The sequence below is a fragment of the Streptomyces sp. NPDC054849 genome (assembly GCF_053610945.1).
Window position 1 is genome coordinate 1 of the sequence record NZ_JBSGZI010000075.1, and the last position, 14,164, is coordinate 14,164.

The 14,164-nt window shown below is 72.3% G+C and carries 14 protein-coding genes; 3 read left to right on the plus strand and 11 right to left on the minus strand.

Annotation, left to right across the window (positions count from 1 at the left end; genetic code table 11):
* The first annotated feature begins 674 nt into the window (after positions 1–674).
* Entirely contained in the window at positions 675–1,301 is a 627-nt protein-coding gene (locus ACWGIF_RS26860; protein ID WP_453501240.1) for a GNAT family N-acetyltransferase, read from the plus strand.
* Positions 1,302–1,458: 157 nt separating this feature from the next.
* Here the strand turns inward: ACWGIF_RS26860 and ACWGIF_RS26865 are convergent, their stop codons facing one another.
* The 5 genes from ACWGIF_RS26865 to ACWGIF_RS26885 form a co-directional block, all read right to left on the minus strand.
* Entirely contained in the window at positions 1,459–2,631 is a 1,173-nt protein-coding gene (locus ACWGIF_RS26865) for an acyl-CoA dehydrogenase family protein (protein WP_453501241.1), read from the minus strand.
* A gap of 174 nt (positions 2,632–2,805) precedes the next feature.
* Positions 2,806–3,324 carry a hypothetical protein gene (locus tag ACWGIF_RS26870; protein WP_453501243.1) on the minus strand — a complete coding sequence of 173 codons (519 nt, stop codon included), beginning with the start codon at positions 3,322–3,324 and terminating at the stop codon, positions 2,806–2,808.
* A 374-nt stretch (positions 3,325–3,698) separates the two neighbouring features.
* Positions 3,699–3,851: an SCO1431 family membrane protein gene (locus ACWGIF_RS26875; protein WP_453501244.1), complete on the minus strand. Its 153-nt coding sequence runs from the start codon at positions 3,849–3,851 to the stop codon at positions 3,699–3,701.
* A gap of 143 nt (positions 3,852–3,994) precedes the next feature.
* On the minus strand, positions 3,995–4,426 hold the full coding sequence (locus ACWGIF_RS26880; protein ID WP_453501246.1) for an SPW repeat protein: 432 nt from the start codon (positions 4,424–4,426) through the stop codon (positions 3,995–3,997).
* Between the two features lie 106 nt (positions 4,427–4,532).
* Positions 4,533–5,900, minus strand: a complete 1,368-nt coding sequence (locus tag ACWGIF_RS26885; RefSeq protein WP_453501247.1) for a C39 family peptidase — start codon at positions 5,898–5,900, stop codon at positions 4,533–4,535.
* A 108-nt stretch (positions 5,901–6,008) separates the two neighbouring features.
* Between ACWGIF_RS26885 and ACWGIF_RS26890 the strand changes: the two genes are divergently transcribed.
* Both ACWGIF_RS26890 and ACWGIF_RS26895 read left to right on the plus strand, forming a co-directional pair.
* Positions 6,009–6,644, plus strand: a complete 636-nt coding sequence (locus ACWGIF_RS26890) for a uridine kinase family protein (protein WP_453501248.1) — start codon at positions 6,009–6,011, stop codon at positions 6,642–6,644.
* Between the two features lie 378 nt (positions 6,645–7,022).
* On the plus strand, positions 7,023–8,942 hold the full coding sequence (locus tag ACWGIF_RS26895; RefSeq protein WP_453501249.1) for an AAA family ATPase: 1,920 nt from the start codon (positions 7,023–7,025) through the stop codon (positions 8,940–8,942).
* Positions 8,943–9,133: 191 nt separating this feature from the next.
* Here ACWGIF_RS26895 and ACWGIF_RS26900 read toward each other — a convergent pair whose 3' ends face one another.
* The 6 genes from ACWGIF_RS26900 to ribH form a co-directional block, all read right to left on the minus strand.
* Positions 9,134–10,177, minus strand: a complete 1,044-nt coding sequence (locus ACWGIF_RS26900; RefSeq protein WP_453501251.1) for a hemolysin family protein — start codon at positions 10,175–10,177, stop codon at positions 9,134–9,136.
* Positions 10,174–11,613 (minus strand): hemolysin family protein, encoded by a 1,440-nt coding sequence (locus ACWGIF_RS26905; RefSeq protein WP_453501253.1) that lies wholly within the window; start codon positions 11,611–11,613, stop codon positions 10,174–10,176. The genes ACWGIF_RS26900 and ACWGIF_RS26905 overlap by 4 nt, the downstream gene beginning before the upstream one ends.
* 200 nt (positions 11,614–11,813) lie before the next feature.
* On the minus strand, positions 11,814–12,278 hold the full coding sequence (locus ACWGIF_RS26910) for a PH domain-containing protein (RefSeq protein WP_453501254.1): 465 nt from the start codon (positions 12,276–12,278) through the stop codon (positions 11,814–11,816).
* A 71-nt stretch (positions 12,279–12,349) separates the two neighbouring features.
* Positions 12,350–13,198, minus strand: a complete 849-nt coding sequence (gene hisG / locus ACWGIF_RS26915) for an ATP phosphoribosyltransferase (protein WP_453501256.1) — start codon at positions 13,196–13,198, stop codon at positions 12,350–12,352.
* A gap of 56 nt (positions 13,199–13,254) precedes the next feature.
* Complete coding sequence (locus ACWGIF_RS26920) at positions 13,255–13,536, minus strand: phosphoribosyl-ATP diphosphatase (RefSeq protein ID WP_453501257.1); 282 nt, start codon at positions 13,534–13,536, stop codon at positions 13,255–13,257.
* Positions 13,537–13,571: 35 nt separating this feature from the next.
* Positions 13,572–14,057 carry a 6,7-dimethyl-8-ribityllumazine synthase gene (ribH, locus tag ACWGIF_RS26925; RefSeq protein WP_007262951.1) on the minus strand — a complete coding sequence of 162 codons (486 nt, stop codon included), beginning with the start codon at positions 14,055–14,057 and terminating at the stop codon, positions 13,572–13,574.
* Between the last annotated feature and the right edge of the window lie 107 nt (positions 14,058–14,164).

A 14,164-nucleotide genomic window follows, 5' to 3' on the forward strand; every position in this document is an offset into this window, starting at 1 on the left:
GGGACCGGCCCGACACGGAGAGACGATGAGACTGACGGGAAACCCCCAAACCAACCCTGATACCGCCCAGCCGGCTCGACCCACCCCCGACCCGCCCCACCCCCGACCCTGCCACCCCCAACCCCGGGGACAGGTCGAACGGAAACCCGTACGGTGGGCCCGATTACTCGGGCCTTCGGTTGCGCGTTGGCCTTGTATGACCATGCTTCAGTCTTCAACGGGCCGAAGGCGCCGCCCGACGCTGCCGGGTTGCGAAGAATCGGTTCAGCAACCGCGCGAGCCACAGCGGGAGCCACAACGGGAGCCGCAGCATCAGACGCCGGACCCGCCGATCTATCGCGATCTGCTGGCCCGTTGGGCCGACGCCGGGCGGACGCTGCCCGGGCGGCGCGACCCGGAGTGGTCCCAGCTCACGTCCTCCCCGGTGTGGCCCACCACCAGCAGCGACCTGTACTGGGACCTGTCCGACGGGCCGGGTGAGGGAGCTGCCGGACAGGGCGTAACCGCACACCACAGCCGCCACTGACACCCTGCACCCTGCACCCTGGACCCGGCATCCGGCACCCGGCACCCGGCACCCCAAACAGCAGGTCAGTACCCCGAACAGCAGGTCGGTCAGCACGGCACGGACCCCTGCCGATCCGTTCAAGATCATCGCGTGCAGAATGGCCGGTATGCCCATAACGAATACGCCGAAAACGGCAACGGTCGACGATGCGCCACTGATCAGCCGGATCTTGACCAGAGCCTTCGACGACGACCCGATGATGCGCTGGTTCTTCCCTGACGACGCCTCGCGACGGGCGGCCCTGGCCCGCTACTTCACCACGATCTTCACCCGGCAGTACGTCCGCCACAGCGTGTGCGAGCGCACCGATGCGGCGGCTGCGTTCTGGGTGCCCCCGGAGGCGGGGGCCAAGGCCGTTCCCGACGCGGAGACCATCGAGGAGCTCCAGACGATCCTCGGCGACCGGGCCCTGCTGTTCAGGGACGCCGTCGAGACGGCCGCCCGGCACACCCCCGAGGAACCGCACTGGTACCTGGCGGTCATCGGCGCCGACCCGGCCGCCCAGGGCCAGGGCCAGGGCGCCGCCCTGCTGCGCTCGGGGCTGGCCAAGGCCGACGCGGCCGGTCTGCCGGCCTGTCTGGAGTCCTCCAAGCCGTCCAACCTCCCCTTCTACCAGCACTTCGGCTTCACCGTGCGTGAGGAGCTGAGGCTGCCGGGCGAGGGTCCGACGCTGTGGGCGATGTGGCGCGAGCCGCGCCGCCCGGACGACACCCAGGGGCTGTCCGCACGGTAGCCGCGGGCACCCGTCCCCCTCGTGCCGGTCCTACGGGGGCCCGCAACGCGGAGAGGCGTGGTGCCGGACCGAGGGCCCCGGCACCACCTTCACCACGGCCACGGCCACGGCCACGGCCACAGCCACCACCGCCCGGGCCCCACCTGAGGAGGTCAGGTCAGCGCGTCTCCGGCCCCGCCAGGTGGCGGGCGATGACCATGCGCTGGATCTGGTTGGTGCCCTCCACGATCTGGAGCACCTTCGCCTCGCGCATCAGGCGCTCGACGGGGAAGTCCGCCGTGTAGCCGTAGCCGCCGAGGACCTGCACCGCGTCCGTGGTGACGGCCATCGCCGCATCGGTGCAGAACAGCTTGGCCATGGCGGCCTGGCGGGAGAACGGCTTGCCCGCGTCCCGCAGCCGCGCCGCCGCGAGGTACAGCGCCCGGCCCGCCTCGATCTTGGTGGCCATGTCGGCCATCATGAAGCGCAGCCCCTGGAAGTCCGCGATCGGATGCCCGAACTGCTTGCGGTCCAAGGCGTAGATCAGGGCCTCGTCCAGCGCCGCCTGGGCGACGCCGATGGCGCAGGCCGCGATGCCCAGGCGCCCCGCGTCCAGTGCGGCCAGAGCGATGGAGAAGCCCTGCCCCTCCTCGCCGATGCGGCGCGCGTCCGGCACCCGTACGCCGTCGAAGTGCAGCTGGGCGGTGGGCGAGCCCTTCATGCCCATCTTCTTCTCGGGCACGGCCGCGGTCAGGCCCGCCGCGTCCCCGGGGACCAGGAAGGCCGTGATGCCCTTGGGGCCCTCGGCGCCGGTGCGGGCGAGGACGGTGTAGAAGTCGGCGACGCCGCCATGGGTGATCCAGGCCTTGGTACCGGTGATGACCCAGTCGTCGCCGTCGCGCACCGCCTTGGTGGTGAGCGAGGCGGCGTCGGAGCCGGCGGCCGGCTCGGAGAGGCAGTAGGCGCCCAGCAGGCCGCCGCCGAGCATCGCGGGCAGGTGGGCTCCCTGCTGCTCCTTGGTGCCGTAGCCGGCGAGGCCGTGGCAGGCCAGGGAGTGCACGCTGACGCCGAGGCCGACGGTCAGGCGGGCCGCGGCCAGCTCTTCCAGAACCTGGAGGTAGACCTCGTACGGCTGCTCACCCCCGCCGAATTCCCCGGGATACGGAAGGCCGAGCAGTCCGGCCTCGGAGAGCAGGGTGAAGACCTCGCGGGGGAAACGCCCGGAGTCCTCCTCCTCGGCGGCCTTGGGGCGGATCTCGCGCTGCGCGATCTCACGTACGAGGGCGAGGAGGTCCCGGGACTCCTCGGTGGGCAGCTGACGGTCCACCGGCTGCGGGGCGCGGTCTGTCATGGCGGCGCTCTCCTCCCTGGTCGGGCACGGCGGCGACGCGTGAGGTGTGGGACGCGCCGCCGGGTCTCGGTACTCTCACAGCCGATGCTGCCCTCCGGATCACGGAAGGGCCTGTTCAGCGGCTGCGGCGGCTTGAGTATGCCCGATCAGGGGCTTCCCGTCACCGGGGCAAGATCACCAAGCTGATCGGAGGGCTCCTCGGGGGCGGGAGGTGCCGGACACTCCGGGACGAACTCCTCGATCACCGTCGGTGTGGTGCGCAGCCGGCGCACCAGCAGGGCCCCGAGCGCGGCCCGGCCGGGCTGGTTGGTCGGGCTGGTGGGTCCGGCCGGGCTCGTCGGCCCGGCCGGGCTCGTCGACCCGGTCGTGCCCGTCCGGGGCGCGCGGCCCGCCGATCCATTCCAGGGTGATCCCTTCGACCGCGGAGAGCCACCCCACGAGGGCGAGCCGGGCGATCGGGGGGAGTGTGCGGTGGCCGTACGCGCCTTCGGCGATGGTGGCGACCGGTTCCTCGCGGTCGGCCTCGCGGATGGCGAGCACCTCGGCGTTGGAGCCGACGCCACCGGTGACGATGGTGCGGTAGGCGGCGTGGTGATGCTCGGCGTAGTGCGGGTAACCGTCAAGGGTGCGGCGGACCCGCTCGGCGTCGGGCAGCTCGCTCTCGCCGCCGGCGCGGGCGATGAGCTCGGCCACGGAATCCTCGACGATGGGGAGGCAGTAACGGGGCGATCTCGTCCATGGAGAGGGCGTCGTACGAAGTGTCGGCGAACAACTTGCGGCCGATTGCAACGAGTTCGACCCGGCATACCTGCGATCGTCTGGTCGTTGCACGTGGTCGACCATGAGTCGATTCCGGCCCCACCCTCGAACCGCCACAGGATGCCCGCAGTACGGCAGAGGCGCATCAGGGCGCTGCCCGGCCGCCAGAAGGGGCGGCGCAGGGCCGCCCGAAGGGCCGGGGCCGCCGGCCCGGGGCCGCCGGCCCGGGGTCGCCGGGGTCGCCGAGCCGGGGTCGCCGGGGTCGCCGAGCCGGGGTCGCCGGGGGCGCTACAGCAGGCCGGCCCAGGTCACAGCCAGCCGACCTGGGTCACGAACATGGCGACGACGACCACGAGGGTCCAGCCGAGGACATGCTCCAGCCACGAGGAGCCGTCCTCGGGGCCTCCGGTGCGAACGAGGGCCCGGGCGGGTGCGGTCGGGGCGGCGGTGTCGGCAGTCATGATGTCCAATGTGCCAGCGTTCGCCCTCTTTGCGGTAGAGACGAGCGTCACGGGTGGCGCAGGTCACGCAGCCGGGCCCCGGCCGCTCCGGAAGAGTCCGGTGCGGTCGGGACCCGGCCGGCCGGTCCCGTACGGTGCCCGCGTCAGACGCGGGACTCGCGGTTGCGGCCCGCCATGCCCGCCATCGCGAGGCCGAGGCACAGGGCGACGGCTCCGGCGATCACGTTGCTGACGATGGTGCGCGTCGTGTCCATCTCACCGGCGATGGCCCACGGGGCGATGATCGTCCACGCTCCGAGGGCGACCGCCGTCCACGCCATCGCGTGGGTGCGCTCGTAGGCGGAACCCAGACCGCCCATGCACAGACAGAAGGCCAGGCCGGTGATCAGGTTGTTGACGGCCAGAGGCGTCAGGAAGCTGAATCCCGCGATCCACGGCGAGGCGGCCAGGTACAGGCCCGTGATCAGGGCCAGCGCCTCCACGGCCTGCGCGGCGGGGGTGCTGGTCACCCGCTCGAACCGGGTGCGCATCTCGGCGAGGTCGGGGTGGTGCTCGATGCTCGGATGGGTGGTCATGGCCGGCGCCTCCTACTGAGAAGTGCTGAGAAGCCTTTATGTGCCATTTACCCCATTATGTTGCTCCTATCCACGCCGCTTGGCCAGGGCGGGAACAAACGCTCCTTCACAGCACCCCGACCGCCCGCAGGGCCTGGATCTGCGCCGCGCTCGGCAGCGCCGGGACGTACAGGTAGCAGATGCCTCCGCTGCCCGAGGCGACCTTGCCGGCGGCGGCCGTGCGCTTGGTCCGGAGCCAGACGTTCTCCCACTCGGCGCGCTTGTAGACGCGGCGGACGGAGGGGTTGTCTGGCGAGTGCGGGTCGTTGGCAACCACGTCCCCGGCGGCGGTGAAACCCACGACGGCCATCAGGTGGCCGGCGGTGCCGTAGCCCGCGCCCGTGAGCTCTTCCCGGAGGAAGGACTGGGAGGTGATGGCCGGGATGCCGGACCTGACCAGGGTCTCCAGGTCGGTCAGGGAGGTGAGGCGGGTGACGACGCCGGCGAGCCCCCGGTAGGTGGCCGCGTACGCCGCGTTGAAGGGCCAGTTGCCGCAGCCCTTGTAGGCGGCGTCGTAGGTGGAGCGGGCCGCGTGGCAGACCTGGGGATCGGCGTAGTCCGGATTCACCCAGGTCAGGGCCGTGGCGCTGGCCTTGCCTCCCCAGAACTCGACGACCATCTGGGAGCAGGTGGGGCTGCACCAGGCCTCGCCGCCGTTGTCGTACTCGGGGTACCGGCCGGTGTGGACTTCCTGCGAGTAGCGCGGGACCTTCAGCTCGTGGGCGGTTCCGGAGGGGGTGGAGGCGGGGACGGTGTACCGGTCCGGGACGTCGGACACCATGGCGCCCGCGAGCCACACGGTGGGGCCGCGCCCGGCGCCCGGCCTGCGGTGGAGGGTCAGGCGCAGCTGCCAGTCCGAGATCCGCAGGCCGCCGGCCGCGGCGGGGGCGTCCACGGCCAGCGTGTCGGTCCAGACCGTGGACTTGCCGTCGGTCTGGCCGTCCACGGAGGTACGGCGGATGTCGCCGTCGCCGGAGGCCCACCGGCCCATCACGTACCAGGGGCTCACGGCGCCGTCGGTGTAGGTGACGCGCAGCTCGACCTGGATCCAGGTGCCGGCCGGGGTGCAGGCGTTCCAGGAGGCGATGGCCTCGGTGGCGGGCACGGTGGAGCGGTGTACCGGGGAGGTCCAGGTGGCGTACTCCCAGGTGCTCTTCCTCCCGGTGTGGGGGTCGGCGTACTCGGTGCGGCCGGCGGCCGTCCCGATCTCCAGGCCGGGGCGGGCGCCGGGGACGGCGGTGGTGCCCTGGTGGGTGCCGGCCCGCCAGTGGCCGTACGAGAACCAGAAGCGGTTGTCGACGGTGCGGCCCGGCACCCGCGGGGTGGGCGGGGCGGACGCGGAGGCGCTGGTGCCGGAGACGGTGGCGGCGGTGGCCGCGGTGGCGACCGCGAGTGCGGCGACGAGTACGGCCCTGCGTGGCGTGGGTGCGGTCATCGCGTGGTTCCCCCGGGTGGGTCGGCGCTTGGGTGGCTTCACCCTTCCAGTTCCCGGCGGCGGCGGGCCGAAGCCGGGGGCCGTGTCGGGCTTGTCTACGCTGGTCGGGTGGAGCCACACCAGTCACTCGAGTCGCTCGCACGCGAGCTCGCCGCGCTGCCTCCCTCCCTCGGCCCGGTGCGCCTGGTCGGGATCGACGGGCACGCCGGATCAGGGAAGAGCACCTTCGCGGGCCGGCTCGCCGAGGCGCTGGGCGGTGCGCCGGTGCTGCACCTGGACGACGTGGCCACCCACGAGGAGTTCTTCGGCTGGGAGGAGCGGCTGCGCGCGCAGGTGCTGGAGCCGCTCGCCGCCGGACGGCCCGCGCGCTGGGCCCCGTACGACTGGGTGGAGCGCCGCTTCGGGCCGGAGCGGGTCCTGGAGCCGGCGCCGGTGCTTCTGGTGGAGGGGGTCGGCGCAGGCCGACGGGCGCTGCGCCCGCATCTGGCGCGGCTGCTGTGGATGGAGACCCCGCGTGCGCAGGCCTGGCTGCGGGGGCGGAACCGGGACGGGCGCGAACTTTCCGACTTCTGGGACGGATGGGAGCGCGCGGAGCGCGCGCACTTCTCCGATGACCCTTCGCGCCCCTTCGCCGACGCCCTGGTACGCCAGAGCGGTACGGGATACGAGTGGTCTTCCGGGACCCGAGCGACGGCGGGAACCGCCGCTTCCGTCACCGAGGGTGACGGGCTCCCCCGGGCCTGAGCAGCCCCGGAATTGCGCTCCACCGGGCCTCGACCGGCCTGCTTGACCTGGGCCCCGCACCGGCCTTACGTTCTGAATGTGCGGCCTTCACCGGCTGCCGCGGACACGAAGCCCCCGATTGTTCCCCCGTGATCGGGGGCTTCGTTCTGCCCGCGAGCCCCTCCCCCGGGGTGTCACACGAGGCGACCAACCCCCGATTCTTCACCCTGAGTCACCGAAGGCGCCTGGGGCGCACGCCCAAACGGAGTCCGTCGCGCCCTACGTAAGGTGCGAAACCGCAGGTACGATGCAGCCCTGATTTCATCGGCGCAGTGAGCAACTCGCGCGCTCGAAGCGGGGGTTGCCGCGCACCACGGGGGCAGGCTTGTGGGGGACGTGATGGATTTCGGCACGCCGGGCAGCAGGCAAGCCCCGGCCGAACTCGCCTGGCTGCGCGGAGTCGACGCCTGCACCATGGGCGCCTACCCGCAGGCCGAGGAGGAGTTCCGGGCGGCCGTACGACTCGATCCCTCGATGGCCGACGCATGGCTCGGCCTGCACGCGCTGCGGGTCGACACCGGCACCGCCTTATTGCGCATGTACGCGCACCGGGACCGGTTCGGAGAGCAGCGGGCCCGGCACCGGCGGATGCTGAACTCCTGGTATTGGCTGGGCTGGTGGGTGCAGCCGGTGCTGGAGAGCCGGCGGGACCTGTTGCTCGCCCACGCCTCGCACTGGCTGGACGGCCGCCACGTGCCCGAGCTGGACCAGGCCCTCGCCGCGCTGCCGCCGGTGGACACCGACGCGCAGGTGCGATTCCTGCACGCCTGCCGCGCCTACCTGGTCAAGGACTGGGAGCAGCTGGTGCGGCACACCGAGCCGCTGGTGAACGATCCGCTGCTGGGAATCGAGGCCGGGCTGTTCGGCGGGATGGCGCGCGTCCGGCTGGAGATGTACGGGCAGGCGGAGCCGATGCTGTCGGCGGCGCTGATGCGATGTCGCAGCGAGCAGCCACAGCGCAAGGAGCTGCGGTACTGGCTGGCGCGGGCGCACGAGGGCACCGGGCGCAGCGCGGCGGCGCTGCCGCTCTACCGGGCGGTGCACCGGGTGGACGCCTCGTTCATGGACACCGCGGCCCGGCTGACGGCCATCGAGGACGGTGACGACACCGACGGCATGGCCGATCTGGCGGGCCTTGCGGGGTACGCCGGGTACGGGGCCTACGGCGGGCACGGCCCCTCCCCCGCCGGCGGGGACTTCGCGGCGGTCGCGCTGGGCGGCGGGCCCGTCCAGGACATCGCCGCGGACGGTCAGCTGGAGTCCGACCCGCTGGCGCCGCCCCCTCCCCCGGCGGGCCGGGTGGAGGGCGCACGGCGCAAGGTGTCCGTCCCGCCGCAGGGCGCCCCCGAAGGGCTCCCCACCGGACCGGCGGACCCCGCGGCGCTCGCCGAGGCACTGGCGGAGCTGGAGCGGATGGTGGGGCTGGAGCCGGTCAAACGGCAGGTGAAGGCGCTCTCCGCGCAGCTCCACATGGCGCGGCTGAGGGCGGGCCAGGGGTTGCCGGTGCAGCCGCCGAAACGCCACTTCGTGTTCTCCGGGCCCTCGGGCACCGGCAAGACGACGGTGGCCCGGATCCTGGGCCGGGTCTTCTACGCGCTGGGCCTGCTGGGCGGCGACCATCTGGTGGAGGCCCAGCGGGCCGACCTCGTGGGCGAGTTCCTCGGGCAGACCGCGGTGAAGGCGAACGAGCTGATCGATTCGGCGATCGGCGGGGTGCTGTTCGTGGACGAGGCGTACTCGCTGTCGAACTCGGGCTACAGCAAGGGCGACGCGTACGGGGACGAGGCCCTGCAGGTGCTGCTGAAGCGGGCCGAGGACAACCGGGACCACCTGGTGGTGATCCTGGCGGGCTACCCGGCCGGGATGGACCGGCTGCTGGCCGCCAATCCGGGGCTGTCGTCGCGGTTCACCACCCGGGTGGACTTCCCCAGCTACCGTCCGCTGGAACTGACCGCGATCGGTGGGGTGCTGGCGGAGGCGAACGGGGACCGCTGGGACGAGGAGGCGCTGGAGGAGCTGCGCAGCATCAGCGGGCACGTGGTGGAGCAGGGCTGGATCGACGAGCTCGGCAACGGCCGCTTCCTGCGCACGCTGTACGAGAAGAGCTGCGCGTACCGGGATCTGAGGCTGGCGGGTTTCGCGGGTGAGCCGTCACGGGACGACCTGGCGACGCTGCGGCTGGCGGACCTGATGCAGGCCTACGGGGAGGTCCTGTCGGGGCGGGGGCCGCAGGAACGGCCGGAGCCGCCGGCGCTGTGACCCCCGGCGGGCGACGGTGGCCGCTGCGCGGAGCCTTCTCCCCGCCCCGCCCACTCACCGTTTCCCCGGGCCCCGCCCGGACCCGTGCGTGCGCTCCGCCTCCTGTGCCCTCGGACGCCGGGCGGGCTGAAACGTTCAGCCTGCCCGGCGTTCGAGGTGCGGGGGTTCGGGGGTGGAGCCCCCGGCAGCGGCTACGCGCCCCGCACGTACGCCCGGTGCGAAGGGTCGCGGACTTCGCCGACCAGCATTTCCAGGACGTCCTCCAGGGCGACCAGGCCGAGGACACGGCCGCTCTGGTCCGCGACCTGGGCCAGATGGGTGGCGTCCCGGCGCATGACGCTGAGCGCGTCGTCCAGGGGGACGGTGGCGCACAGCGTGGTCATCCGGCGCCAGACCCGCTGGGGTACGGCCCGCTCCCGGTCCTCCAGGTCCAGTACGTCCTTGACGTGCAGGTAGCCCATGAAGGCGCCGCTGTCGGCACGTACGGGGAAACGGGAGTAGCCGGTGCGCACCGTCAGCTGCTCGATCTGGCGCGGGGTGACGGAGGGGCCGACCGTGACCAGGCGGTCCCGGTCGAGGAGGACGTCGGTGACGGGGCGGCTGCCCAGTTCCAGGGCGTCCTCGAGCCGCTCCTGCTCGACCGGCTCCAGGAGCCCGGCCCGCCGGGAGTCCTTGAGGAGCCGGCCCAGCTGGGCGGAGGTGTAGACGGCCTCGACCTCGTCCTTGGGTTCGACCTTGAAGAGCTTCAGGACGAGCTTGGCGCAGGCTCCGAGCGCGCTGGTGACCGGCCCGCAGAGGCGGGCGAAGGCGACCAGGCCGGGGCTGAACCACAGGGCGGTCTTCTCGGGGGCGGCCATCGCGAGGTTCTTGGGGACCATCTCCCCGATGACCAGGTGCAGGAAGATCACAGCGGCGAGCGCGACGGCGTAGCCGAGGGGGTGGATCAGACCCTGCGGGACGTGGGCGGCATGAAAGACGGGCTCCAGCAGCCGGGCCACGGTGGGTTCGGCGACCGCGCCGAGGGTGAGGGAGCAGATGGTGATGCCGAACTGCGCGGCGGCCATCATGCGCGGCAGGTTCTCCAGGCCGTGGAGCACCTGGCGGGCCCGCTTGGATTCTGCCGCGAGGGGCTCGATCTGACTGCGCCGTACGGAGACGAGTGCGAACTCGGCGCCGACGAAGAAGCCGTTGGCCAGGACCAGGAGCAGGGCGAAGAGGAGCTGGAGCGCGTTCATCGGGCGGCGCCTTCCAGCTCGGCCCGCTGCGGGGCGGGTTCGCCGTGGCGGCCGGAGCCGAGCACGGCGGCCCTGTCGGCCTGCGAGGCGGGCCGGTAGGGGCCGGCCGCGGGCACCACCGGCACGGCGGTGAGCCGGACCAGGCGCACGCGTTCCGCGCGGTTGCGGCCGACGCGGCGGACGGACAGCTTCCAGCCGGGGAGCTCCGCGCGGTCCCCGGGTACGGGAATCCGGCCGAGCAGGTCGGCGACGAGGCCGGCGACGGTCTCGTAGGGGCCTTCGGGTACCTCCAGGCCTATCCGGCGCAGCATCTGTACCCGGCAGCTGCCGTCGGCCTCCCAGGAGGGGCGGCCGTCCTCGGGCGGCGCGGCGGCGAGTTCGGGGGTCTCGTCCTCGGCGAGGTCGTGCTCGTCGCGGACCTCTCCGACGAGTTCCTCCACGATGTCCTCCAGCGTGACCACGCCGGCGGTGCCGCCGTACTCGTCGACGACCACCGCCATCGGCTGTTCGCTGCGCAGCCGCTCCAGCAGCGGCTGTACCGGCAGGGAGCCGGGCACCAGCAGCGGGGCGACGCAGATCCGGCTCACGGTGGTGCAGTCGCGTTCGGACTCGGGCACGGCGAGGGCGTCCTTGAGGTGGACCACGCCGGTGACCTCGTCGATGCGGTCGCGGTAGACGGGGAAGCGGGACAGGCCCGTGGCGCGGGTCAGGTTCAGCACGTCGGCCGCGGTGGCCGTGTGCTGGAGGGCGCTGACCTTCACGCGGGGGGTCATGACGTGCTGGGCCGTGAGCTCGCCCAGGGAGAGGGTCCGTACGAAGAGATCGGCGGTGTCCTGTTCGAGGGCGCCGGCCTGGGCCGAATGGCGGACCAGCGAGACCAGTTCGCCAGGGGTGCGGGCGGAGGCCATCTCCTCCGTCGGCTCCACTCCGAGCGCCCGCACGAGGCGGTTGGCCACGGCGTTGAGGCCGGCGATCACCGGCCGGAAGGCGCGGGAGAAGGCGTGCTGGGGGCCGGCGACGAAGCGGGCGACCTGGAGGGGCCGGGAGACCGCCCAGTTCTTCGGGACGAGCTCGCCGACGACCATCTGGACGGCGGAGGCGAGCAGCATGCCGATGACGACGCCGGCGCCGGAGACTGCCCCCTTCGGCAGGCCGGTCGCGGTGAGCGGCCCGGCCAGCAGAGCGGCGAGGGCGGGCTCGGCGAGCATGCCGACCACGAGGGAGGTGATGGTGATGCCGAGCTGGGTGCCGGAGAGCTGGAAGGACAGCTCCCGCAGGGCCTTGACGACCGTACGGGCACGGCGGTCGCCGTCGGCTGCGGCGCGCTCGGCGTCGGATCGCTCCACGGTGACGAGGCCGAACTCGGCGGCCACGAAGAAACCGTTGGCGAGGATCAGGGCGAAAGCGGCCCCGAGCAGGAGTAGCGGGATGGTCATGCCGCCGCCTCCGTGGGGAGGGCGGCGCGGATATTACCGGACGATCCGTCCATTGCTGGAGGGAGTCACTCCTCAAGTTGCAGGTGCCCACGGACCACGGGGTCCCGGGGCCGGTGGGAGGGCGCACGGCTGCGCCCCGCCACCAGGGTAGTCATTGAGATCGCGGCCGCAACGGTACGCAGCGACGAGGATCTGACGGCTCAGCGGTCGTTCGGGCCGGTTCCCCTGCTCTCGGCGAGGGCGCGCAGGGCGCGGGCGTCGCCGATCGCCTGCTGCTTGGCGACACCCGGCTGGATGCCGAGGGCGGGCAGGCTGGTGCCGTCGCTGAGGTCCAGGAACACCCACGGGTCGCCGGGGCGGAGGTTGACCCGGAGGATCTCCGCCCACTCCAGACGGCGAGTGGTGGTCAGGTTGACGACGGTGACGCCGGCCTCGTCGGCGACCACCTTGGGGCGGCTGAGCAGGACGAGGACGGACGTCAGCAGGGTGGCGACGAAGATGAAGCTGATCCGCTCGCCGGGCTGCAGGCGCTCCAGCATCACGGCGATGGCGGTGATGGTGGTGAACATGGCGAGGCCGACGCCCAGCAGGACGGCCCGGGTGCGGGTCGGCCGGAAGGTGACCGGCAGGGTGGGCGGTGCGGGCTGGGCGGCGGACTCGGCCATGGTGCGTTGCCTTCTGGAGGTGGCGTGCGGGGTCGGGGGGCGGCGTGCCGGTCTCGGCACGCCGGCGCCCCCTAAAGGCGGCAGGCGTGGATCGAGGTGGTGAGGATCGCGCGCGCGCCGAGTTCGTACAGGTCGTCCATGATCCGCTGGGCTTCCTTGGCCGGGACCATCGCGCGGACCGCGACCCAGCCCTCGTTGTGCAGCGGGGAGACGGTCGGCGACTCCAGGCCCGGGGTGAGGGCGACGGCGCGTTCCAGGTGCTCGGCGCGGCAGTCGTAGTCCATCATCACGTAGCTGCGGGCCACCAGCACGCCCTGCAGGCGCCGCAGGAACTGCTGGACCTGCGGGTCGTCGCCGTCGGCGCCGTTGCCGCGGATCACGACGGCCTCGGAGGTGAGGATCGGCTCGCCGATGACCTCCAGGCCCGCGTTGCGCAGGCTGGTGCCGGTCTCGACGACGTCCGCGATGATCTGGGCGACGCCGAGCTGGATGGCGGTCTCGACCGCGCCGTCCAGGTGCACGACGGAGGCGTCGATCCCCTTCTCGGCGAGGTGCTTGGCGACGATTCCCTCGTACGAGGTCGCGATCGTCATCCCGTTGAAGTCCTCGGGGCCCTTCGCCGTGCCGGGGGTGGTGGCGTAGCGGAAGGTGGACCGGCCGAAGTTCAGCGGCAGGATCTCCTCGGCGCTGGCGCCGGAGTCGAGCAGCAGGTCGCGGCCGGTGATGCCGATGTCGAGCTTGCCGGAGGAGACGTAGATCGCGATGTCCTTGGGGCGGAGGTAGAAGAACTCCACCTCGTTCTCGGGGTCGACGACCACGAGCTCCTTGGACTCCTTGCGCATCCGGTAGCCGGCCTCATGGAGCATCGCCGACGCCGGTCCGGAGAGTGAACCCTTGTTGGGGACGGCGATGCGCAGCATGGGGCTTCCTTTGGTGCGTGGATTACGGGATGACGGGCGGGTGGTGTGGGCCGGGCTCAGAGGTGCGCGTAGACGTCGTCGAGGGAGATCCCGCGCGCCACCATCATCACCTGGACGTGGTAGAGCAGCTGGGAGATCTCCTCGGCGGCGGCTTCCTTGCTCTCGTGCTCGGCGGCCATCCAGACCTCGGCGGCCTCCTCGACGACCTTCTTGCCGATGGCGTGGACGCCCTTGTGGACGAGCTCGGCGGTGCGGGAGGTGCTGGGGTCGCCTTCGGCGGCCTTGAGCTGGAGCTCGGCGAAGAGCTCTTCGAAGGTCTTGAGGGGATTGTTCGCCATGATGGTCCTCAGAATACGGGGTAGCCCGTCGCCACTCAGCGCCAGGGTTCGCTGACGGTCCGCAGGGTCATGGCCGTGGAGACGGCGGCGGTGACCGCTTCGTGCCCCTTGTCCTCGTTCGACCCCTCGAGTCCGGCGCGGTCCAGCGCCTGCTCGTCGTTGTCGCAGGTCAGTACACCGAAGCCGACGGGGACTCCGGTGTCGATCGACACCTGTACCAGGCCCTGGGTGACGCCCTGGCAGACGTAGTCGAAGTGCGGGGTGCCGCCGCGGATGACCACACCGAGGGCGACGATGGCATCGTAACCGCGACCGGCGAGTACCTTCGCCACGACCGGGAGTTCGAAGCTGCCGGGGACACGGAGCAGGGTGGGCTCGTCGATGCCCAGCTCGTGCAGGGCCCGCAGGGCGCCGTCGACCAGTCCGTCCATGACCTTCTCGTGCCACTGGGCCGCGATCACGGCGACTCGGAGGTCTCCGCAGTTCTTCACGCTCAGTTCGGGTGCGCCCTTGCCGCTCACAGCTCTGCTCCTCGGTGGTTCGTGGATGTACGTACGGGTGGTGCGCGCGGAGTGCGCGCCGGTGATGCGCGGGGGTGACGCGCGCCTCGTGCGCGCCGGGGTCGCGC

What these genes read in the sequence shown, in the direction of transcription:
- ACWGIF_RS26860 (WP_453501240.1), top strand. Translation starts at nt 675, where the DNA reads ATGCCCATAACGAATACGCCGAAAACGGCAACGGTCGACGATGCGCCA.
- ACWGIF_RS26865 (WP_453501241.1), bottom strand. Translation starts at nt 2,631, where the DNA reads ATGACAGACCGCGCCCCGCAGCCGGTGGACCGTCAGCTGCCCACCGAG.
- ACWGIF_RS26875 (WP_453501244.1), bottom strand. Translation starts at nt 3,851, where the DNA reads ATGACTGCCGACACCGCCGCCCCGACCGCACCCGCCCGGGCCCTCGTT.
- ACWGIF_RS26880 (WP_453501246.1), bottom strand. Translation starts at nt 4,426, where the DNA reads ATGACCACCCATCCGAGCATCGAGCACCACCCCGACCTCGCCGAGATG.
- ACWGIF_RS26885 (WP_453501247.1), bottom strand. Translation starts at nt 5,900, where the DNA reads ATGACCGCACCCACGCCACGCAGGGCCGTACTCGTCGCCGCACTCGCG.
- ACWGIF_RS26895 (WP_453501249.1), top strand. Translation starts at nt 7,023, where the DNA reads ATGGATTTCGGCACGCCGGGCAGCAGGCAAGCCCCGGCCGAACTCGCC.
- ACWGIF_RS26900 (WP_453501251.1), bottom strand. Translation starts at nt 10,177, where the DNA reads ATGAACGCGCTCCAGCTCCTCTTCGCCCTGCTCCTGGTCCTGGCCAAC.
- ACWGIF_RS26905 (WP_453501253.1), bottom strand. Translation starts at nt 11,613, where the DNA reads ATGACCATCCCGCTACTCCTGCTCGGGGCCGCTTTCGCCCTGATCCTC.
- ACWGIF_RS26910 (WP_453501254.1), bottom strand. Translation starts at nt 12,278, where the DNA reads ATGGCCGAGTCCGCCGCCCAGCCCGCACCGCCCACCCTGCCGGTCACC.
- hisG (WP_453501256.1), bottom strand. Translation starts at nt 13,198, where the DNA reads ATGCTGCGCATCGCCGTCCCCAACAAGGGTTCACTCTCCGGACCGGCG.
- ACWGIF_RS26920 (WP_453501257.1), bottom strand. Translation starts at nt 13,536, where the DNA reads ATGGCGAACAATCCCCTCAAGACCTTCGAAGAGCTCTTCGCCGAGCTC.